Below are 25,331 nucleotides of genomic sequence, written 5' to 3'. Positions count from 1 at the left end.
ACCTCAAAACAGTGTTTTGAGCAACCTGCGGCTAGTTTCCTAGTTTGCTCTTTGATTTTCATTGAGTATAAATAAATACTTCAAAGCCTGCAAAAATCTGAAACTTCTAAGGACAATTTGATATAATAGTAAAAAGAACTCGATTGAAGGAGGAAATGATGTCGGTTTTAGTAAAAGAAGTGATTGAAAAGCTCAGACTAGACATTGTCTATGGCGAACCAGAATTGCTTGAAAAGGAAATCAATACAGCGGATATTACGCGACCTGGTCTTGAAATGACAGGTTATTTTGACTATTATACGCCAGAGCGGATTCAACTTTTGGGGATGAAGGAGTGGTCTTATCTGATCAGCATGCCTTCCAACAGCCGTTATGAAGTTTTGAAAAAAATGTTTCTACCTGAGACACCAGCGGTCATTGTTGCCCGTGGTTTGGTGGTTCCAGAGGAGATGTTAAAAGCTGCTAGAGAATGTAAGATTGCCATTTTAACCAGCCGTACGGCTACTAGTCGTTTGTCTGGAGAGTTATCTAGCTATCTGGATTCACGTTTAGCAGAACGTACCAGTGTTCATGGTGTCTTGATGGATATCTATGGAATGGGTGTCTTGATTCAGGGCGATAGTGGAATCGGTAAGAGTGAGACAGGTCTAGAGCTTGTCAAACGTGGTCACCGCTTGGTAGCTGATGACCGGGTCGATATCTTTGCCAAGGACGAGATTACTCTTTGGGGTGAACCAGCTGAAATCTTGAGACACCTGATTGAAATTCGTGGGGTTGGGATTATCGATGTTATGAGCCTCTACGGTGCCAGTGCTGTCAAGGACTCTTCACAAGTTCAGCTGGCTGTTTATTTGGAAAATTACGATACACATAAAACTTTTGATCGTCTGGGAAACAATGCAGAGGAACTTGAAATTTCTGGCGTATCTATTCCTCGTATTCGTATTCCAGTTAAAACAGGTCGTAATATCTCTGTCGTGATTGAGGCTGCTGCCATGAATTATCGTGCTAAGGAAATGGGCTTTGATGCGACGCGTTTGTTCGAAGAACGTTTGACAAATCTTATTGCTCAAAACGAGGTGCCTAATGCTTGATCCAATTGCTATTCATCTAGGTCCTCTAGCCATTCGTTGGTATGCCTTGTGTATTGTGACAGGCTTAATTCTTGCGGTTTATTTGACCATGAAAGAAGCGCCTAGAAAGAAGATCATACCAGACGATATTTTAGATTTTATCTTGATAGCCTTTCCCTTGGCTATTTTAGGAGCTCGTCTCTATTATGTTATTTTCCGTTTTGATTACTATAGTCAGAACTTGGGAGAAATTTTTGCTATTTGGAATGGTGGTTTGGCCATTTACGGTGGTTTGATAACTGGGGCTATTGTGCTCTATATCTTTGCTGATCGTAAACTTATCAATACTTGGGATTTTCTAGATATTGCGGCGCCTAGCGTCATGATTGCCCAAAGTTTGGGTCGCTGGGGTAATTTCTTTAACCAAGAAGCCTATGGTGCAGCAGTGGATAATCTGGATTATCTACCTGGCTTTATCCGTGACCAGATGTATATTGATGGGAGCTACCGTCAACCGACCTTCCTTTATGAGTCTCTATGGAATTTACTTGGATTTGCCTTGATTTTGATATTCAGACGAAAATGGAAGAGTCTCAGACGAGGTCATATCACTGCTTTCTACTTGATTTGGTATGGTTTTGGTCGTATGGTCATCGAAGGTATGCGGACAGATAGTCTCATGTTCTTTGGCCTTCGAGTGTCTCAATGGCTATCAGTTATCCTTATCGGTCTCGGTATTTTTATCATTCTTTATCAAAATCGAAAGAAGGCCCCTTACTATGTTACAGAGGAGGGAAACTAAATGTTAGAAGTTGCATATATTCTTGTTGCCCTAGCTTTGATTGTCTTTTTAGTCTATCTAATCATTACTGTACAAAAGCTTGGTCGTGTTATCGATGAAACAGAGAAGACGATTAAAACCTTGACTTCAGATGTGGATGTGACCTTGCATCATACCAATGAATTGCTGGCTAAGGTCAATGTCTTGGCAGATGATATCAATGTCAAGGTGGCAACGATTGATCCACTCTTTAATGCTGTCGCAGATTTATCTCTATCTGTTTCAGACCTCAATGACCATGCGCGTGTCTTGAGCAAGAAAGCTTCCTCAGCTGGTTCAAAAACACTCAAGACCGGTGCAAGTTTGTCAGCTCTTCGTCTTGCAAGTAAATTTTTCAAAAAATAAAAAAGGAGAATCCTTATGGGTAAACTATCCTCAATCCTTTTAGGAACCGTTTCAGGTGCAGCTCTTGCCTTGTTTTTAACAAGCGACAAGGGCAAACAAGTTTGCAGTCAGGCTCAAGATTTTCTAGATGATTTGAGAGAAGATCCGGAGTATGCCAAGGAGCAGGTCTGTGAAAAACTGACAGAAGTTAAGGATCAGGCTACAGATTTTGTTCTGAAAACCAAAGAACAGGTAGAGTCAGGTGAAATCACTGTGGACAGTGTACTTGCTCAAGCCAAATCATGTGCTCGTCAAGCAACAGAAGCATCAAAAAATCAATTCAATAACCTCAAGGAGCAATGGCAAGAAAAGGCAGAAATTCTTGACCAAGCAGAAGAGATTGTGATTGATATCAAAGAAGAAAAAATCTAGATTTGACGAGACTGGGCAAAAACTCAATTCTAGGAAAAAAATGAAGTAAATCTTTTTACAATAAAACACATAATATCAAGTTTTTTCAATACTTGATATTATGTGTTTTTTGATTTTAAAGGCTTTTTAATAAACTTTTTTTAAATACATGAGTGTTATGAATTTTTATGGTATAATGGCAGTGTTGGAAGTGAAATATTTATACTCTTCGAAAATCTCTTCAAACTACGTCAGCTTCACCTTGCCGTACTCCAGTACAGCCTGCGGCTAGCTTCCTAGTTTGCTCTTTGATTTTCATTGAGTATTACATTTTTTTATATTTTACTGATATTTTAGTAATATTAAGCAATCCATTTTCTATGATTAGAAATCAATGTGGTAGTTTATGATGAAGTAGAGGAAAAGCTCTAAAATTTTAGTCAAGAAACGATTTAGTATTCTGTCTATGTAAAATATTAGAAGCCTCTATTTTGTAAAAAATAGTTAGAAAGAAAGTTGGTAAAATGAAAGATATTTTTAATAAACGTCAACGTTTTTCGATTCGAAAGTTTTCTGTTGGAGTGGCTTCTGTATTAATAGGAATTGCCTTGTTTACACCATCTCAGGGAGTGCTTGCTTCTACGGAAAATTCCCCATCTTCTGTGGAGAAAAGAGAAGCAGTTCAACCTATACCAGATAATCAAAATAATCCTGCTTCTGAGTTAGATACCAGAGATGTTCCAATAAGATCTACAAGGACTACAGAACTCGGTACATCTGGGGATAAGGAAAATAATAGCTTGATCACAAGGGCTTCCGTGGCGGGTGAAGACAGATCAAGCACTCCAGAGGTGAGAGCAGCATCCAATCCTTCCGAGGTTAAAAAGTATGAATTAACTGATGAGTATGCTAAGCAAATAAAAGCAGGAGTAATCGGTTCAGAAGGTAATAAGCTTGACAGTTTGTTACTAAACGGCCCTAAGTTAAGTCCAGAAGCTTATACAGATGAAGATTACTTGAAGGATAAAGAAGAACTTTATATTTATGAAAAGGACGGAAAAAAGTATGTAGGCTATAATAGTCATCCTATGTTAGAAGATACTGATGGTGATGGTATTATTGACAGTAAAGAAAAGCCAGATGAAAAATTAAAATGGAATGTCAGTGAGCGCGATATGATTATGTTCATGGAATTGTCTTACCGTGATGATGATTATATTGATAAAGTTTTAAATAATAAGAAGCAATTAACAGAGGCGGATTTATACAAAAAGAAAGGCGAAAGTAAACCACGCTATGAATACATGATGATGAATAGGGAATTAGCTCCTTATTGGAAAAGAAAGAAAAGCTATCATACATCCAGTGGACTAGATGCTGTCTTGTATGAAACTAAGAGTGATTTCTTATATTTACCAAATGGAACTGCACAAGTGTTAGCCTTTCGTGGAACAAGTGATGCCAAAGATATTGTGGCTGATGGAGTACTTGGAGTAGGAAGCAATCCTCAGCAAGGGAACGATGCAGAAAATATCATGCGCGAACTAGCTAAAGATAAGAGTATTACCAATCTTTATTTGACAGGACATTCTTTAGGAGGATACTTAGTACAACGGGCAATGGTTGAAGCCTATCAGTTGGCATATTCTGATAGCAGAGTCATGTCTCCTAAAGAACAGCGGGCTTATAGAAACTTTTATAATAATGTATTAAAAAAAGGAACAACATTCAATGCTCCAAAAGTTGTGACAAGTTGGGTTTCCCGTCGTGAATTTTGGCAAAAAGGTTTAGATAGCAAAAAAATAGCTAAGTCTGGTAAAATGACTCATTATATTGTTGATAATGATTCGACAATAAGAAAAGGTGTCAGCAATGATAGTGATGTTGTTATAAATGTTGGACGGACAAGCGGAGGTCATAGTTCACGTTCTTATTTTGAAGCCGATCTGATTAATAGACGATCAGAGTTTATGTCTGGGAAACGAATTTCCTTAGATGGGACAGGTTATCAAGATAAAAAAATTACAACAGTTAAATCTGTAGAAAAAGTTGGAGAAACTACTGTATACAGTAAAAGCGGAGATGACATCATTAAGTCAACAACTGTGAGTATGAAAGATCCTGATACAGGACAGATTACTAAAAATACACTTGATGAAGTGTTTAAGAAAGATGGTGCCAAGGCTAAGGTTGTCGTTACACCACTTGATCCAAGTGTTCGTTATGAAAAAGACGCCACAAGGGCTAAAGAAGAAGCAAAAGTCACAGTATCTGGTACTCCAGGCACTAGTACAGTAACGACAACTTATACAGTAAATCCAAACAATGGAGAAGCTATTGCACATGTAGGACAACCAGTAGTTAAGCAACCGGCAATAGAAACAGTTGTCAAAGTCGCAGCCAAGGATGAAGTAGAATACATTAAAAAAGGAGCCGACGTTGTTAAGAAGACAACAAGCTACACAGTAAACTCAAAAACTGGCAGTCTTACTTCGACTGAGAAGGAAGAAGTAGTCAATAAAGGTGGCGCGAAGGATTTAGTTGAGTATAATTCAGTTGAACCCAAACCAGTTTATTTAAAAGATGAGAACAGTCCAAAAGGTACTGATACCGTTCAATTTCCAGGGAAATCAGGAAAAACTAAAGTCACCACAACCTATAGCGTAAATCCAGTAAATGGAACCCTAACTCCATCAAAAAGCAAACCAGAAGTCGTAACTATACCAATAGCTAGAGTTGTAAAAGTGGGAGCGAAAGATAAAGTAGAAGTAGAGACAATCCCATCCCCAGTAAAATACGAAAAAGATATTAGTCGAGAAAAAGGCCAAGACAATATTACTGTTGCAGGAAAAGACGGAAGTAAAACAACAACAACGACTTATACAGTAAATCCAAACAATGGAGAAGCTATTGCACATGTAGGAAATCCAGTAATAGTAAATCCAACAGAAACAATAGTTAAAGTTGCAGCGAAGGACAAAGTAGTAGAAACCCCGATTGAACCTGAAGTAGAATACGTTAAAGATGTTGAAGAAAACTTCGGTGCAACATCTCAGCGTACTGAGGGTAAAAAAGGTAAAACAGTTACTACAACTACTTACGATGTAGATCCAAAGGACGGTCATATCACAGAGCACGTTGGCAACCCAGTGGTCACCCCAGCTGGTAAAACAATCGTTAAGGTTGGGGCTAAAACTAAGGTTGAGCGTAGCAAGGATGACCAAGGTCGTGAAGTTATCAACACTACAACTTATGAAGTTGATTCAAAGACCGGTAAGGTGACTCCAACAACAGTAACTACTTACGGAACAAGGAAAGAAGCAACGGTTGAGAAGAAGGTAGTACCATCTCCAGTAGTTTACGAAAAAGATGATACAAAAGAAAAAGGTACTGAAGCAATCACTGTTAAAGGTGAAGATGGTGAAGATACAATCACAACAACGTACAAAGTAAATCCAACAACAGGGGAAATTACCCCAAGTGTAGGAAAACCAGTTCGTACGAAAGAACCAACTAATACGATCGTTAAAGTTCCAGCTAAGGATAAAGTAGACGTAGAAACAATCCCATCTCCAGTAAAATACGAAAAAGATACTAGTCGCGAAAAAGGTCAAGATAATATTACTGTCCCAGGAAAAGCTGGAAGTAAGACCACCACAACGACCTACACAGTAAATCCAAATAATGGGGAAGTTACTCCAAATGTAGGAGAGCCGGTAATAGTAAAACCAACGGATACAATTATCAAAGTAGCAGCAAAAGATAAAGTAGTATACTCTAAAGATGGGGATAACATTGTCAAAGAAGTTACTACATATATAGTAAATCCAACCAATGGAAACATCACAGGGCATACAACAAAAGAAACGTTTAAAGAAAACGGATTGAAGGATAAAGTAGAAGTAGAAACAATCCCATCTCCAGTAAAATACGAAAAAGATACTAGTCGCGAAAAAGGTCAAGATAATATTACTGTCCCAGGAAAAGCTGGAAGTAAGACCACCACAACGACTTACACATTAAATCCAAACAGTGGAGAAGCTATTGCACATGTAGGAGAGCCAGTAATAGTAAATCCAACAACTACTATCGTTAAAGTAGCAGCGAAAGATAAAGTAGTAACTTCTAAAGATGGAAATAACATTGTGAAGACAGCAACTTCATATACAGTAAATCCAGATAATGGAAACATAATAGAGCATACAACAAAAGAAACATTTAAAGAAAATGGATTGAAAGATAAAGTAGAAGTAGAAACAATCCCATCTCCAGTAAAATACGAAAAAGATGCTAGTCGTGATAGAGGTCAAGACAATATTACTGTCCCAGGAAAAGACGGAAGTAAGACTACCACAACGACTTATACAGTAAATCCAGACAATGGGGAGGTTACTCCAAATGAAGGAAATCCGGTAATAGTAAATCCAACAGAAACAATAGTTAAAGTCGCGGCTAAGGATAAAGTAGTAGAAACACCAATTGAACCTACAGTGGTTTATGAAAAAGATGATACTCGTGACTTTGGTACACCAGACGAGCGTACTGAGGGAGAAAAAGGTAAAGCAGTTACTACAACTACTTACGATGTAGATCCAAAGGACGGTCATATCACAGAACACGTTGATAACCCAGTGGTCACCCCAGCTGGCAAAACAATCGTTAAGGTTGGGGCTAAAACTAAGGTTGAGCGTAGTAAGGATGACCAAGGTCGTGAAGTTATCAACACTACAACTTATGAAGTTGATTCAAAGACCGGTAAGGTAACTCCTACAACAGTCACTACTTACGGAACAAGGAAAGAAGCAACGATTGAGAAGAAGGTAGTACCATCTCCAGTACGTTACGAAAAAGATAATACGAAAGAAGAAGGTACTGAAACAATCACCGTTAAAGGTGAAGATGGTGAAGATACAATCACCACAACGTACACAGTAGATCCGAAGACTGGTAAGATAACGCCTATAGTTGGTCAACCAGTTCGTACGAAAGAACCAACGAATACGATCGTTAAAGTTCCAGCTAAGGATAAAGTAGTAGAAACCCCGATTGAACCAGAAGTGGAATACGTTAAAGATGTTGAAAAAGACTTCGGTACACCAGATGAGCGTACTGAGGGTGAAAAAGGTAAGACAGTTACTACCACCACTTACGATGTAGATTCAAAGGACGGTCATATTACAGAGCACCTTGGTAACCCAGTCGTCACTCCAGCAGGTAAGACAATCGTTAAAGTAGGAGCTAAACCTAAGGCTGAACACTCTAAAGATCCTGAAGGTCGTGATGTGATTGATACCACTACCTATGAAGTTGATTCAAAAACAGGTAAGATAATTCCAACAACCGTTCGAACTTATGGGAAAACGAAAGAACCAACAGTAGAGTTAGAACAAGATCCTAAGACAGGTGAAGTTACAGTCACACCGAAGAAACCAGATGGCTCAACATACCCACCAGGAACTACGGTAGAAATTCCAGTTAAAGGTGACAAGCCAATCACAGTCACAATCGGTGAAGATGGTAAAGGCAAAGTACCAAACAGTGAATTACCAGAAGGTAAAGTACCAGGTACAGGTAAGATTACTGAACCAGGTAAACCAGCTGTGGAAGTTCCAGTAGAAAATCCAGCTAAGGTAACAGCTGAAAACGGTGAACTGTCTGGTCCAATCACTTTACCAGAAGTAACTATTGAGGTTCGATGGATTGATGAAGATGGGAATGTATTGAAACCATCCCTTAAGACAGGTAGTGAAAAGGATTCTGAACATGGATCAATTCCAGGATATGAATTTGTACGAACTGTGATTGCTGAAAATGAACCAGTAATGATTCACATTTTCAGCAAAGTAAGTGGAACTCCAACTCCAGTCACACCAGAAACTAATGGAGGTTCTGGTCATGATACACCTGCACCAACAACTCTAACTCCAGTTGCGCCAGTCACAACTGATACTAATGGAAATTCTGGTCACGATACACCTGAGCTAACAACTCCAACTCCAATTCCAGTTGGGCCAGTAATACCTGATGTTAATGGAAATTCTGGTCACGATACACCTACACCAACAACTCCAATTCCAGATTCAGTTATTCCGAATGCAGATCAGGTAGATACTAAAACTACTAATGATAATGGAACTAAATCAAAAGATTCTCAAAATGTATTACCAAATACAGGAACAGAATCAAATGCTGCTCTTGCATCTCTAGGACTTCTTGGTATGCTAGGTGGTCTCGGACTTGCTCTTGCAAAGAAAAAAGAAGACTAAAAATGTAGTCAAAATATGAATGGTTCATTGTTAAGTGGACAATAAATAAAAAAATAACAACAGCCTTGTTCCTCATTTCAAGAGGTGCAAGGCTGTTATTGTATTCTCGAAAAAGTATGATAAACTGAATTTGAAATAGTACGTTATAGATTTTAAATTGGTCTTATAAATTGATTTTAATTCAAGAATCAAGTCGTTCATTTCTTATTTCATTTTACTATAGATATCAATAATCGTACTAAGAGATAGTGGGTTGAAATAAAATGTGCACAAATTGATTAGAGGACTTAGATAAATTTCTAAAATGAATTAGAAGTTGTCTTATACTACTTTAGCTTCAATCTACTATACTCATTTGAAATCAAAGTTCCACTTTTGTTGATAGTCTATTCAAGAAATATCGTTGTATAAGGACATACTTTGAAATGATAGGCATAATGAATAAATGATTGGTTTTTTAATTAAAACTATCATATTTTCGTTTATAAGCCGTAAGTTTATGAATTTTATTTTAAAATAGTATAATTTTGTATTTATATGATATATTTGAAGGATGTTCTAAAATTAAGGGTCGGATATCTATTGTTATGGATACTTATTTTTAATTGTTATAGAGGTGTTGGTTTCGTTTTCTTGAAAATTCTTGAAAATAGTCATATTTATACCATTTTGATTGATTGAATATATCAAAAGTGTTATAATTGAACTATGATAGCTGTGATGTCAAATATCCATCATAGTAGTTTTTATTGTTTTATTCCCAGAGGGAATATTGCTTTTTAATTTGAATTTGTGTTTTAACATAAGGAGGAACAATGGAAAATAAATCAAATTCACTCAATAGAATCAAGCGTCATCAACGTGAAAAAGTTTTGCGCTTTTCTATTCGTAAGTATAGTTTCGGTGCGGCTTCAGTAGCTGTAGCAGCACTGATGTTTTTGGGTGCGCATGCCGTTAGTGCGGATGTTGTAGATGCTAAAAACCAACCTGCCATAGGCGCAGCGAATCCAAATGAGGAGAAATCGCCTCTGATAGAGTCTGCTCCAAAATCAAAAAATGAGGAAACCAAGGAAACTGAAAAAGTTGAGGTAGCCAAGGAAACTAAGGAAAGAGAGAAAACATCTGAAAATAAAGAAGCCGTAGAGGCTAATCCTCTAAATAACGGCACATCTACTAGCACCATAACTGTAACTAAAGATGCTAGTGGTGATAAAGTGACGGAGAAACAAACATTAGATAAGTCTCAGTTACAAGCTAGTATTACAAAAGTTCAAGAACTCTTGGATAAAGTCAACAAAGAAAAAGCTCCAGCTTCGACCCTTGCTGCAATTCAAGCAGATTTAGAAAAAGCTAATAGTGTACTTAATAACAATAGTCTTGAGTTGACACAAGCTGAAATTGATGCAGTAGCTAAAAAGCTTAATGAGAAAATTTTTGTATTATCTTCAATGCCGAAGGCTATTACTCCTGAAAAAGTAGTAAAAGAAGGAAAAAATACGATTGCTAATACTGGATCTCATGACTCACGTAATGGTCAAAGAATGGGTGAAGGGGTTAGTTTTAGAGCAAATGATGTACGCGTAGAAGGTGCGTTGTACAATGTTAAAGAGTATATTTCAGAGCCTTCAGGACACGGTTCGACAGCTGTAGGACAACGTACCCGAACAATTGATAAAACGTTCATGACAGCAAGATATAGTAAAGAAAATGGCATGAAATTTATTACTTATGATGTTTACTTCCAAAATGATGGTAAAGCTTTGGATGGATATTATAGAAATGCATTTTGGTTCTACCCACCTCGTGATCTTTTGCCTGATGTTGGTAGAAATTATCCGATAGGAGTTGTTTCTGAGGCTTACTATGAACGTTATCGAAAAAAAGCAGGAGCGACAGGAATACTTTCTGATAATCCTGATAATTTTACTAGAGAAGGTGAAAGATATACAGTCCCATTGGGGAGATTGGCAAGTAATAGTTATCAGGATTCAGACTCACAAAGACTATGGGGAGCTGCAGGTGGTCTTTTTCAGATGAGTGGTGGTCCAAACAGCAATGATCAGAGACAACAAATGTTAAAACAATTGCAATATAATGAGGACCTAAATCGTATTATTAAATTAAAAAATGATCCTAACGGATCTTATCCTGGTGGCTCTTATTCTCATCTATTAACTGTAGGCATTCAACAAGATTTTGCCTACAAATATCACGTTAAGATGCGTTTAAGAGATGATGTTACTGATGCACAAGCCCAAAGAGCGGGTGCAATGGCTGTAACCGCTAAAGAAGGATTTGCTAAAACTGCGCTTGCAGCATATGTGTATGCTGCTACTGGAACGAAATTGGAAAGTAAACCAGATGCACAATTAAACCCAATTCAAGGATTGACTGTTACAAAAACAGTAGGAGACACTTTAGGAAATCCAGATGATCCTGCAAATTCAGGTTACGTTACACATAAAGAGAGCAAACCATTCCCTGCAGGTATGACTTGGAGTTGGGAAAAGGGTGTCAAGCCAGCAAGTACAGCTACTACAGCTGGAGTATTCAAATATAAAGTAATTGCAAGATATCAAGATGGTACAAGTTCAGAAAATCCAGGTTCTGGTTCAGACGGAACAGTTACATTAAATGTTAAGCCTAAAACACCTGTAATTGACAAAAATTCTGTAAATGAAAAAGCGGGCAAAAAAGGGCAAAATGTAGTAGTGGATGTAAAGGAAGGAGTTCCTGATGGTTCTACAGTGACATTATATAGTGGAGATGAAGTTATCGGAACAGGAATAACAAGGGGTCAAAAAGCTACTATTAATGTTTCTAGAGCATTACCGTCAACAGCGATTAAAGCTAAAACAACAGTAAAAAATACTACAGTAGATTCAGAATTTAGTGCACCTGTAATTCCAACGCCTGAACGTGATACACAGCCACCAACTGTGAAAATTGTCTATAAAACAAGTAATAATGCTGAAACAACATTAACGGATGATATTTCAAAAGCACCAACTATTGATGTTTATCGCGGTGCAAATATTGAGTTGCCTTTAAAATATTACGATAACAATGCAGCTGGTAAAGTAAATATTCAGCATGTTTCTGGAATCCCTAAAGGTGTTTGGTTCAATAAAAATGCTTCTGAACATTCTAATGTAACAATTCAAGAATCAGGTAAAACTGAAAATGCTCAAGGAAGTTATACAGTTCGTGGTCGTGTTGATGCTAATGCTCCATTAGGTATTTCAATAGTTAAATTAAAAGTATCTGATGCGGCAGATGGAAATGTTAACCAAGGTAACCATAAAGAAGTGAAATTCCGTGTTCGTGTGTTAGACCTTGACTTTGAACAAGGTGTTTCTGCACAAACAGGCGTTGCTAAAATTTCTAGAGAAGTGGAATTAAACCGACCAGTAGGAGATGCAAATAATTACTTAACAGTAAATGATGGATCACAAAGAAGTGATAGATTATTCCCAAGTGGTATGACGTTCCGCTTTATCAGAGGTACAGAGTATAAGACAAACTTAACGTATACAGATCCTGGTAAATATACTGTAAAAGCAGCCGCATTCTATCCAACAACATATGTACCAACAAACGGTGAATCAGTTACTGCAACAAATGCGACAGGAGATAATGTCAATGAAATCCGTGGACGTGCTTATATTGCTAGAGATATTGAATTCCGAGTGAAACCAACAGCACCAACTGTAACACCTCAAGAAAATGGGGATGTTACAGTAACACCAGTTAATGAAAAGAATGTAAATTCATTTAATTTCACTTATAATGATCCGAATAATTCTTCAAGAAAAATAACAGCAACAAAAACTAAGGATGGATGGACACTGAATAACGCACCAGATGACGGTGTGACGATTGATAAAACTACAGGGAAAGTAACGATTAAAGATAGAGCTATCAAAGATTCTGCTCCAATTACTGCCAAATCCGAAACAAGTGACCATGTAGAAAGCAATCCAGCAACAGTAAATTCAAAAGCAGGGGAAAAAGAACCGCCTAAATTCGCATTTGATGAAAAGAATACTACTGTTGAGAATGGATTCCGTACAGTTTACGTGACTCCAACAGAAAGTAACAACTTTAGATTAGGAACAGTTACAGATGATTCTAACAAGTTAATCGAATCAAGATTATCATCTAAAGATAATAATACGAATGATTTAGATTATGGACTATCTTATGAAGGAAAATTATTGAAAACAAATAATGGCCCAGAACTAACAGCTCCTAAAGATATTATGGTTACTGGAACTCTTGATAAGACAAATAAGTCTGATCATGGTAACAAATGGACTAATGGTAAAGAAATTGTTACAAGATACTATGTAGCAACAGATGCTGCTGGAAATGAATTAAGAAATCAAGATAATGTCGCATCTAATCCAACACGTGTAGTATTTAAAGTGTTAACACAAGCTGAAAAATATGTTCCAAAAGTAGGAACACAACAGCTAGACAAAGATGTAACTGGTAAAGGCGCAAAACTTAGTGATGCAGAATTTAATGCCATGAAGCCTAAGTTAGATCTTAATTTCACAGCAACTCGTGGCGAAGTGAAAATTAATGGTAAGACAAAAGATCTAGAACTTACAATGAAAGACCGTGGGGAAATTAAGAAAAAACCAGACGGGACATATTATATTGGTGCAACAATTAAGTATCCTGACCTTTCGACTGAAGATATTGAAATTCCAATTAGTAAATCAGACACATCAGCTCCAACAGCTACAATGGATGGATTAACATTGACAAATGATATTAATACAACCGCAAAATTTGTAGTATTCAAAGGGGCAACATTTAATCCAACAATTAGAGTTAGTGATGATAAGAGCAATGTGACTAATCTAAGTATATCTGGTATTTCAAATGGAACAAAAATTGAAAAATCAGGAAACTGGTCTAAAGATGGTGCAGATGTAAAAGTAGAATTAGGAAATGCAACAGCTACGAATACGGCTACTTTAGGAGATCATGAAGGTAGTGTAGTTGTAAAAGATGCTTTAAATAATACAAATACGTATAAATTTAAGTATACAGTTGTAGATGTTGAAGTAAAAGAAACTCCGAAAACAGTTCCGCTAAATACACAATTAGGTGATTCACATTACAATGTAAAAGTAGTAGATACTCCAAATGCCGATGGTAATGATAAATACTATCCAACTGGTATGTCATTCAAATGGAAGAAGGGAAATTCTGAAGTTGCTAATGAAACTGAATTGGCAAAACCTGGGGTGATAACTGACTACAAAGCGCTGGTTAAATTCCCTAATGGAGGAGGGGTTAGAAAATCGATTGATGGTAAGGAGGTAAGAATTTACGCACCGGCTACAGTCGAAAGACCTGTAACATTCCACGTTAAACCGGTAGCTCCAACCATTTCACAATGGCAAAATGGAAATGTTAAAGTAACACCACCAACAGATGGGGACAAAGTAACGATTCCATTAACAGATGGAACTGTAACACTAGTGAAGAAAGATTCTGGATGGGAACTTGAAACTCCAAAAGCAGGTCTAGTATTCCACAATGGTTCACTAGAAATTCCTAAAAAATTAGTAGGAACTAGTGTTACTGCCAAAGCAACAAAAGGTACAGGTGGTTCAGCTGTAGATTCTGATAATACGACATATACACCTAAATCTCATACTGTAACTAAGGTTGATATTGTAAAAGAAGCAGGCTCACCACTTTCAAGAGATGATTTATCAGGAAAAACAGGGGTTACTGGATTAGTAGATGGAACTGAAACTAAAGATTTCGCAGCAACGAAGATTAGGAGTGTAGTGGAAAAAACATCACCATTACCAAATGTAACTCCGGATAGTAAGCAGACAATTCCAGTGACGATTACTTATGAAGATGGTTCAACAGAAACAACAGATGTAATTGTTAAAGTGAAACCACAAGCTCCAACAGTTACACCAAAAGAAAACGGAACTGTAGAAATTACACCGATATTAACTGGAGAAGGAACTACAACTATCACATATACAGGTGAAGATAATACGTCTAAAACAGTAACAGTAACAAAAGCTGGAGATGGAACTTGGACAAGTTCTGATCCAACAATTGCTGTTGATGCAAATGGTAAAGTGACAATTCCAGCAGATAAAGTTAAAGATGGTTCACCAATAACAGCTCAAGTAACAAGTAAATTAACAGGACTACCAAGTCAGCCAGCTAAAGCTACTGTAGGTAAACCGTTAGAAGTTGCATTTGGAAAACCAGAAAATGCAAGAGAAAAAGCTAAGTACACAAGTAAAGTAGTAGTAACACCAAATAAATCAAATAGTACAATTACTGCACCAACAGTAAATGGTTTAACGGTGAATAGTGAAGGAAAAGTTACTGGAACACCAGATATTAAAGACTGGGATAGAATAGAAGAACATCGTGATGTAACTATCAAAGTAACTGTAACTCACGAAGGAGATACGCCAGTTACGAAAGATGTTATTGTGAATGTATTAAGAGATACTGATGGGGATGGAGATCCAGACATTACAGATAAAGATGATGATAATGATGGAATTCCAGATGAGGAAGAGAAGAAAAACGGAACAGATCCAAAAGCTCCTACGACTCAAACTCCAACTATAGGAATTACTCGTAAAGAAAATGGTGATGCAATCGTAACGCCAACGAAACCAGGTGGAGGAACATATCCATCAGGAACTAAGGTAGTTATTCCAGGTGATAATAATACAACAATAGAGGTAGAGATTGGAAATGACGGTTCAGGAACAGTTCCAAATGATAAACTTCCAAAAGGAGAAGTATCAGGTAAAGGTATCGTAAAGGAACCAAATAAAGAACCATCGAAACCTGTGAATGTAACAACACCCGCTCGTAAACCATCAACAATAGAGTTAGAACAAGATCCAAAAACAGGAGATGTTTCTGTAACACCTAAGAAACCAGATGGAACATTATATCCAGAAAATACGAAGGTAGAAATACCGGGTAAAGATAAGGATCATCCAATCATAATTACAATCGGAAAAGATGGAACAGGAAAAGTTTCAAATAACGATTTACCTGAAGGGAAAACACCAGGAATAGGTAAAATTACAGAAAAAGGTAAAACCCCTGAAGAAGTTAAAGTAGAAACACCGAAACGCATTGATCCAACTTTACCAGAAACAGAAGCTCCAACAGATATAGCAATTACTCGTAAGGAAAATGGAGATGCTATTGTAACACCTAAGAAACCAGGTGGAGGAATATACCCGCAAGGAACTAAGGTTGAAATCCCAGGAGAAGATGGAAAAACTATTGAAGTAACGATAGGAAAAGATGGTTCTGGAGAAGTTCCAAATGATAAACTTCCAAAAGAAGCTAAACCAGGTCGTGGAACAGTAACAGAACCGAATAAGAAACCATCACGACCAGTAAGTGTAACAACACCAGCCCGTAAGACACCAACGGTAGAATTACAACAAGATCCAGATACAGGAGAAGTAACAGTAACGCCTAAGAAACCAGATGGAACATTATATCCAGAAAATACGAAGGTAGAAATACCGGGTAAAAATGGAACACCAATCGTTGTAATAATTGGAGCAGGCGGTAAAGGAAAAGTACCAAATAAAGATTTACCAGACGGAAAAATATCAGGAACAGGAACAATTACTGAGCCTGGTACAGGAAAAACACCAGAAAAAGTTACTGTAGAAACCCCAGCTCGCTTAACACCAGCCTTAGTATTAGATCAAGATCCAAATACAGGAGACGTTACAGTAACACCTAAGAAACCAGATGGAACATTGTATCCAGAAAATACGAAGGTAGAAATACCGGGTAAAGATAAGGATCATCCAATCACAATTACAATTGGAAAAGATGGAAAAGGTAAAGTACCAAATAGTGAGTTACCAGAAGAAAAAGTACCAGGCACAAGCAAGATTACAGTACCAGGAAAACCATCAGTGGAAGTTCCGAATGTAACGACTCCATCTAAGCTCATCCCAACAGTAGAATTGGACCAAGATCCAGATACTGGTGAAGTTACAGTAACGCCTAAGAAACCAGATGGAAAATTATATCCAGAAAATACGAAGGTAGAAATACCAGGTAAAGATAAGGATCATCCAATTACAATTACAATTGGAAAAGATGGAAAAGGTAAAGTACCAAATAATGAATTGCCAGAAGGAAAAGTACCAGGCACAAGCAAGATTACAGTACCAGGAAAACCATCAGTGGAAGTTCCTAAGGTAACAACACCATCTAAGCTTATCCCAACAGTAGAATTGGACCAAGATCCAGATACTGGTGAAGTTACAGTAACACCGAAGAAACCAGATGGAACATTATATCCAGAAAACACGAAGGTAGAAATACCAGGTAAAGATAAGGATCATCCAATTACAATTACAATCGGAAAAGATGGAAAAGGTAAAGTACCAAATAATGAATTACCAGAAGGAAAAGTACCAGGCACAAGCAAGATTACAGTACCAGGAAAACCATCAGTGGAAGTTCCGAATGTAACGACTCCAGCTAAGATAACACCAGAAACACCAGTAACTGAAAAACCAGGTAAGATTGAGATTACTCAACAACCAAATGGAAATGCGATTGTAACGCCTAAGAAACCAGATGGCACAACCTACCCATCAGGTAGCAAGGTAGAAATTCCAGGTGAAAATGGAACAACAATCACAGTCACAATTGGCAATGACGGTTCAGGAACAGTTCCAAATGACAAACTTCCAAAAGATGCTAAACCGGGAACAGGAACAGTAACCGAACCGAACAAGAAACCATCACAACCAGTGGATGTAACAACACCATCTCGTAAGACACCAACATTAGATGTGGAACGAGATCCTAAGACAGGTGACGTTACAGTAACACCGCAGAGACCAGGAGGAGGAACATATCCACCAGGAACTACAGTAGAAATCCCAGGTGAAGATGGTCCAATCACTGTTGAAATCGGTCAAGATGGAAAAGGTAAAGTACCAAACGACAAACTTCCTAAGAAAGCTGTCCCAGGTACAGGTAAGATTACTGAACCAAATAAACCATCAGTAGAAGTTCCTAATGTAACAACACCAGCTAAGGTAACACCAGAAACACCAGTAACTGAAAAACCAGGTAAGATTGAGATTACTCAACAACCAAATGGAAATGCGATTGTAACGCCTAAGAAACCAGATGGCACAACCTACCCATCAGGTAGCAAGGTAGAAATTCCAGGTGAAAATGGAACAACAATCACAGTCACAATTGGCAATGACGGTTCAGGAACAGTTCCAAATGACAAACTTCCAAAAGATGCTAAACCGGGAACAGGAACAGTAACCGAACCGAACAAGAAACCATCACAACCAGTGGATGTAACAACACCATCTCGTAAGACACCAACATTAGATGTGGAACGAGATCCTAAGACAGGTGACGTTACAGTAACACCGCAGAGACCAGGAGGAGGAACATATCCACCAGGAACTACAGTAGAAATCCCAGGTGAAGATGGTCCAATCACTGTTGAAATCGGTCAAGATGGAAAAGGTAAAGTACCAAACGACAAACTTCCTAAGAAAGCTGTCCCAGGTACAGGTAAGATTACTGAACCAAATAAACCATCAGTAGAAGTTCCTAATGTAACAACACCAGCTAAGGTAACACCAGAAACACCAGTAACTGAAAAACCAGGTAAGATTGAGATTACTCAACAACCAAATGGAAATGCGATTGTAACGCCTAAGAAACCAGATGGCACAACCTACCCATCAGGTAGCAAGGTAGAAATTCCAGGTGAAAATGGAACAACAATCACAGTCACAATTGGCAATGACGGTTCAGGAACAGTTCCAAATGACAAACTTCCAAAAGATGCTAAACCGGGAACAGGAACAGTAACCGAACCGAACAAGAAACCATCACAACCAGTGGATGTAACAACACCATCTCGTAAGACACCAACATTAGATGTGGAACGAGATCCTAAGACAGGTGACGTTACAGTAACACCGCAGAGACCAGGAGGAGGAACATATCCACCAGGAACTACAGTAGAAATCCCAGGTGAAGATGGTCCAATCACTGTTGAAATCGGTCAAGATGGAAAAGGTAAAGTACCAAACGACAAACTTCCTAAGAAAGCTGTCCCAGGTACAGGTAAGATTACTGAACCAAATAAACCATCAGTGGAAGTTCCGAATGTAACGACTCCAGCTAAGATAACACCAGAAACACCAGTAACTGAAAAACCAGGTAAGATTGAGATTACTCAACAACCAAATGGAAATGCGATTGTAACGCCTAAGAAACCAGATGGCACAACCTACCCATCAGGTAGCAAGGTAGAAATTCCAGGTGAAAATGGAACAACAATCACAGTCACAATTGGCAATGACGGTTCAGGAACAGTTCCAAATGACAAACTTCCAAAAGATGCTAAACCGGGAACAGGAACAGTAACCGAACCGAACAAGAAACCATCACAACCAGTGGATGTAACAACACCATCTCGTAAGACACCAACATTAGATGTGGAACGAGATCCTAAGACAGGTGACGTTACAGTAACACCGCAGAGACCAGGAGGAGGAACATATCCACCAGGAACTACAGTAGAAATCCCAGGTGAAGATGGTCCAATCACTGTTGAAATCGGTCAAGATGGAAAAGGTAAAGTACCAAACGACAAACTTCCTAAGAAAGCTGTCCCAGGTACAGGTAAGATTACTGAACCAAATAAACCATCAGTAGAAGTTCCTAATGTAACAACACCAGCTAAGGTAACACCAGAAACACCAGTAACTGAAAAACCAGGTAAGATTGAGATTACTCAACAACCAAATGGAAATGCGATTGTAACGCCTAAGAAACCAGATGGCACAACCTACCCATCAGGTAGCAAGGTAGAAATTCCAGGTGAAAATGGAACAACAATCACAGTCACAATTGGCAATGACGGTTCAGGAACAGTTCCAAATGACAAACTTCCAAAAGATGCTAAACCGGGAACAGGAACAGTAACCGAACCGAACAAGAAACCATCACAACCAGTGGATGTAACAACACCATCTCGTAAGACACCAACATTAGATGTGGAACGAGATCCTAAGACAGGTGACGTTACAGTAACACCGCAGAGACCAGGAGGAGGAACATATCCACCAGGAACTACAGTAGAAATCCCAGGTGAAGATGGTCCAATCACTGTTGAAATCGGTCAAGATGGAAAAGGTAAAGTACCAAACGACAAACTTCCTAAGAAAGCTGTCCCAGGTACAGGTAAGATTACTGAACCAAATAAACCATCAGTAGAAGTTCCTAATGTAACAACACCAGCTAAGGTAACACCAGAAACACCAGTAACTGAAAAACCAGTTGCACCAGTGACACCTGATACGCCAGTTACACCTGATACTAATGGAGGTTCTGGTCAAGATGCACCAGCACCAACAACTCCAGTTCCAGATGCAGTTACTCCGAATGCAGATCAGGTAGATACTAAGACTACTGTTGATAATGGAGCTAAGTCAAATGGTTCTCAAAATGTATTGCCAAATACAGGAACAGAATCAAATGCTACTCTTGCATCTTTCGGACTTCTTGGTATGCTAGGTGGTCTCGGACTTGCTCTTGCAAAGAAAAAAGAAGACTAAAAATGTAGTCAAAATATGTATTGTTCATTGTTAAGTGGACAATGAATAAAAAAATAACAACGGCCTTGTTCCTCGTTTTAAGAGGTGCAAGGCCGTTGTTGTATTTTTGAAAAGTAGATGCTAATATCTGGACCACAATAAATTGAAACTAGAATAGTACACTCTGGTTGTTAAAACATTTCTAGAAATTAATTTGATTTTAAATCTAGACAGTTAGTTTCACTTAAATATATAACATAATAACATTTTTATGGATAATTAAAAATTTTATCCCTATTTTATGTAATAAATCGGTTTTCTCTTGTTTAAATATATTAAAAATGGTATAATTGAGCTGTGATAGCTGTGATAGCTGTGATAGCTGTGATAGCTGTGATGTTATTTGCTAATAGCGATCATCATAGTGATTTTTATAGCTTAACTCTTTTTAAGGGGTTGAAGTTATGAAGATTGCTTTTTCTATATTATATTGCCCTTAGGAGGACAAATGGAACACAAATCGAATTCATATAAAGTAAATCGACAACAACGTGAAAAAGTCTTGCGCTTTTCTATTCGTAAATACAGTTTCGGTGCGGCTTCAGTTGCTGTAGCAGCGCTGATGTTTTTGGGTGCACGCGTTGCGAGTGCGGATAGTGTAAGCGAAACTACTGCACCATCTACTGCGGGTGTAGTAAGTCCTAAAGATGAGGCCAAGTCGCCTCAAGGTATTGCGGAACCTACTGGAAACAAAGTAGATGAAGTAAATAAATCCTTGGAAACTCAAGTGCCTACAGTTGATAAAACTAAGTTGAGAAAAGTAGTTGAAGAACTAAATTCTCTTCTTTCAACTAAATTAAACCTTGACGCTTCAGTAGTCTCACCTGTTAAAGACAGACTTCAAAAAGGGAAAGAAGCCCTAGAAAATTCTGACCTAGCTCAAAAGGATATTGATGAGCTTGTAGAAGTCTTGTCTAAAGATGTGACAGTTTTATCAGCTGCCAAGGAATCAACTGAGGTTCAAGTAGATAAAACTGAGAAGCAGGCTGAAAAACCAGCGAGCCAACCTTCTTCTGAAGTAAGCGCAATCGAAGAGAGTCAAACTGTATCAGCTAAAAAAGAAGCCTTGAAAGTATCTGTAGATCAATTGCAGGCAGCTGTTTTGGAATTGCCTGAGCATGAGACTAGCAAAGAAGTTCTTGAAAAAGCCAATGAACTATTGGGCTTGGCTCAGGATGTTCTTCAGAATACTACAGTCTCTCTAACAGATGTTGAACAAATGAACAAACTTGTGAAGAGAATGTTTATTTCTGTTAAAAATGCTACAACACGTTTGAGTTCAGGATCTCGTGACTCACGTAATGGTCAAAGTATGGGTCAAGGTTCTGGTCTAAGATCGGCAGCCATTGATAAAACGACTATTCGTGGGCAACTTGGAATCGTTATAGCAAATTCTGGATTTATCACAGGATATGCGACACCATCTTCAACAATTGAAATTAAGCAAAATGGAAAAACATTGGTAACTTCAAAGCTTGATGATTCAGGTGCCTTCAAGTTAAATGCTCCTGGGATTAAAGTTGGAAGCACAGTGACATTGGTAGTGAATGGGAAAACTGTTGATACTGTAGTTGTAAGCGAAGCAAATACAGTTTCCTTCAATGATAGTCTAGCCTATGTTAAACAAGTTGATGGATATACAGCAGCGGAATCTGATGTGGAAATCACAGTAGGAGGACGAAAATATAAAACGAAGTCGCAATCTAATGGATATTTCACTGTTGATGTTGATGCTCAACTGATGACAAAAGGTGCGGAAGTCACAGCTGTAGTAACAAAAGATGGGAAAGTAGTTGGTCGTGGAACGAGTATTGTTCGTGAAGCAAAAGTAACAGACTTCGGTGTTGGTTGGACAGAAAACCCTATGATTAACTATTCAGAGCGTGATGTGTTCTCACCAGATACGAAACAGTATGCTTTCGTAAGTAAAGGAAAAGCTAATCAAGCTTATGATAACATTCGTGTGTATCGTGAGATGCGAGTTGAAGATAATGGCAACAAGTATTACTATTGGATGGTAGATTCAGGTCCAGCAGCAAATGCGCAGGCAGGATTGTCTAAAAAAATCTCACTTGCTATTCCGCGTACAGTTGGAGATCCGTATGATTTCACTTATACAAAATATGTAAATGGACAACAGACATCTCATAAAGAATATTCTAGTGCGTCAGCATGGGAGTATGAAAATCCCGCTTATCGAGCATATGTAAAAGATGGTGTCCGACGTTCGGGGGCATCTTATACTGAAAATACAGATGCTTGGATGGATTATATAGAACCATCAAATGGATGGCGTAAGAATATTTATCGAAAAAATAGCGGAGATGGGACAGAGCCTAATGCAGATGCATTCCCTCGAGTCCTAGATATGTTAGGTATCAAGAAGAACGGTCTTGAATACAACCTTGTTAGAGGTGTTATAGAAGATAAACTGAACGTAGTTGCTGGGCAACGTACAATTATGACTTTCAAAACAAAAGTTTTAGAAGGTGATGAATTGGATCAAAGTATTATGTCGGATTGGGTTAATAAAGATAAAAGTAATCCGATGGTATCAGAGATCAAATCCCGCTTAGCGAATGATCCGTATCTTGCCTACGGAGGGTATACATTGGGAGGAAAACCTCGGTATTATTCAGGTCAAAATGCCATCATCGGTACCTTGCCGTTGAGACCAGAAGAAGCAACTAACTTCAATTTCAAACCAGTATCTAAAGAGCAAACTACAAAAGTGGGAGTTATTCCTCCAGCGATTGATAGCATTAAGAATAAGTCAGAAATGCCAGCTGGAACAACCTATCGTTGGTTTAAAGATCCAGATGTGTCCAAAACTACGGCACCAGGGAAACCAGTGTATGGTAAGGTAGAAGTAGTAATCCCCCAACGTGGAACCTACATTGTGGATGTACCAGTTCATGTTGTAGATACCAAAGCTCAAACACCAGTGGCAACAGCTAAGGATAATGGGGATGTAACTGCAAAACCACAAGATTCTAAAAAAGTAGACAAAATCAAAGTAAGCTTTACAGGGGAAGATAATAAACCTAAAACAGCTGAGGGAACTAAAGGAACAAACGGCAAATGGACTGTAAATAACCCAGATGTTCGAATTGATCCAAATACAGGTGAAATCACAATCCCGGCTAATAAAGTTAAAGACTTGACAGAAGTAACAGCAGTTACGAAGAATGGAAATGGTGCGGATTCGGATCCAGCTAAAGCAACTGCAAAAGATGTCCAAAAACCACAAGCTACTTTAAATGGCATTACGCTAACAGAGACAGCCAATACACCAATCTTTACAGTCTATCGTGGTGCTGACTTTAACCCAGAGCTTAAAGTATGGGATAACTCAGGTACCATCTCAAAAGTAACAGTTGGAAATCTTCCTGGCGGAGTAAGTGCTTCTAACTTTACAGCTCAAACAGGTAAAGATGGAAGTTCAGAAGATAAGAAGTATAAAACTCGTTTATCTTCAGGTAGAGTATTAGATACTCAGACATTGGGAGAACATACTGCTACTCTTCACGTAGAAGGAAGTAGTGCTACTGACAGCCGTGACTTGAAATTCAAGTACCGTGTTGTGGATATTGCAACAAAAAATCTTGAAAATGGTGTCGCGAAAGTACCAGTTGGTTCAACATTAAATGTACCAAATAGCCGTACAAATGTTGATGCTCATAATTATCTTAAAGTTGTAGATAGCCAAGATCAAAGCGATCGTGGGAATAGCCACTTGCCTCAAGGTATGACTTGGACGTGGAAAGCTGGAGACAACTTAGATCCAGGTACTACATTAGATAATTCAGGTAAATACACTCGAAATGCTACAGCGCAATTCCCAAGTTCTGTAACAGATAACAATAGTACAACTAGAACAACATTTGCACCGACAGAAATCAAGCGTCCAGTAGTTCTTGCGGTAACGCCGACAGCGCCTAGCGTAGTAGCCAATGAAAATGGTAGTGTAACAGTTACCCCACCAACACGTCCTAATGGTAATACACCGCAAGATATTGATACAATCACACTTACTTATACACCAACAGGTAAGACTACACCAGAAACTGTAACAGTTGCAAAATCAGGAAATAACTGGACAGTCAATGGTAAGACAACCGATAAAGTATCAGTAACTCCAGCAGGTGTTGTAACAATTTCTGATCTTGAAGTTGCGGATGGTAAAGAAGTAACTGCAAAAGTTTCTAAGAGAATTGATAATAATGTAGTTCTTGAAAGTCCAGTAGCTAAAGTAACATCAAAATCTTCTAAACCAGCTAAACCAGTAGCAGTGGCGAAAGATAATGGTGATGTTACAGGTAAACCACAAGATCCAGCAAAAGCAGATAAAATTACTGTAAGCTATACTGGAGAAGATAATCAACCAAAAACAGCTGTTGGAACTAAAGATCCGAAAGGAAAATGGACAGTAAATACTCCAGAAGTACAAATCAATCCAAATACTGGAGAAATCACGATTCCGGAAAATAAAGTAAAAGACGGACAGAAGTAACAGTAGTTACGAAAAATGGAAATGGTACTGATTCAGATCCAGCAAAAGCAACAGCGAAATTTTCTAAGCCAGCTAAACCAGTAGCAACAGCAAAAGACAATGGTGATGTTACAGGTAAACCACAAAATCCAGCAAAAGCAGATAAGATTACTGTAAGCTATACAGGAGAAGATAATCAACCAAAAACAGCTGTTGGAACTAAAGATCCGA

At 38.2% G+C, this 25,331-nt stretch carries 6 protein-coding genes and 1 pseudogene; all 7 read left to right on the top strand.

Annotation, left to right across the window (positions count from 1 at the left end; genetic code table 11):
- The first annotated feature begins 158 nt into the window (after positions 1–158).
- The 7 genes and pseudogenes from hprK to ACAM22_RS06540 all read left to right on the top strand — a co-directional run bounded on the left by hprK (position 159) and on the right by ACAM22_RS06540 (position 25,121).
- Positions 159–1,094, top strand: coding sequence for an HPr(Ser) kinase/phosphatase (hprK, locus tag ACAM22_RS06570; RefSeq protein WP_000115148.1), 936 nt, complete (start codon positions 159–161; stop codon positions 1,092–1,094).
- On the top strand, positions 1,087–1,875 hold the full coding sequence (gene lgt / locus ACAM22_RS06565; protein WP_369606543.1) for a prolipoprotein diacylglyceryl transferase: 789 nt from the start codon (positions 1,087–1,089) through the stop codon (positions 1,873–1,875). The genes hprK and lgt overlap by 8 nt, the downstream gene beginning before the upstream one ends.
- A pseudogene (locus ACAM22_RS06560) lies at positions 1,876–2,302 on the top strand (DUF948 domain-containing protein).
- The gene (locus ACAM22_RS06555; protein ID WP_000517368.1) at positions 2,275–2,670 is read left to right on the top strand and encodes a YtxH domain-containing protein; all 396 of its coding nucleotides are present in this window, start codon (positions 2,275–2,277) and stop codon (positions 2,668–2,670) included. The pseudogene ACAM22_RS06560 and the gene ACAM22_RS06555 overlap by 28 nt, the downstream one beginning before the upstream one ends.
- A gap of 503 nt (positions 2,671–3,173) precedes the next feature.
- Positions 3,174–8,915, top strand: coding sequence for a G5 domain-containing protein (locus tag ACAM22_RS06550; RefSeq protein WP_369606542.1), 5,742 nt, complete (start codon positions 3,174–3,176; stop codon positions 8,913–8,915).
- An 815-nt stretch (positions 8,916–9,730) separates the two neighbouring features.
- Positions 9,731–20,569: a YSIRK-type signal peptide-containing protein gene (locus ACAM22_RS06545; protein ID WP_369606541.1), complete on the top strand. Its 10,839-nt coding sequence runs from the start codon at positions 9,731–9,733 to the stop codon at positions 20,567–20,569.
- A gap of 487 nt (positions 20,570–21,056) precedes the next feature.
- On the top strand, positions 21,057–25,121 hold the full coding sequence (locus ACAM22_RS06540; protein WP_369606540.1) for a YSIRK-type signal peptide-containing protein: 4,065 nt from the start codon (positions 21,057–21,059) through the stop codon (positions 25,119–25,121).
- The last annotated feature ends 210 nt before the right edge of the window (positions 25,122–25,331 follow it).

This window comes from Streptococcus sp. SN-1, assembly GCF_041154385.1.
GTDB classification, from domain to species: Bacteria; Bacillota; Bacilli; order Lactobacillales; family Streptococcaceae; genus Streptococcus; species Streptococcus mitis_CT.
Note: the sequence above shows the minus strand (reverse complement) of the source record. Positions and strands in the feature narration are given on the sequence as shown.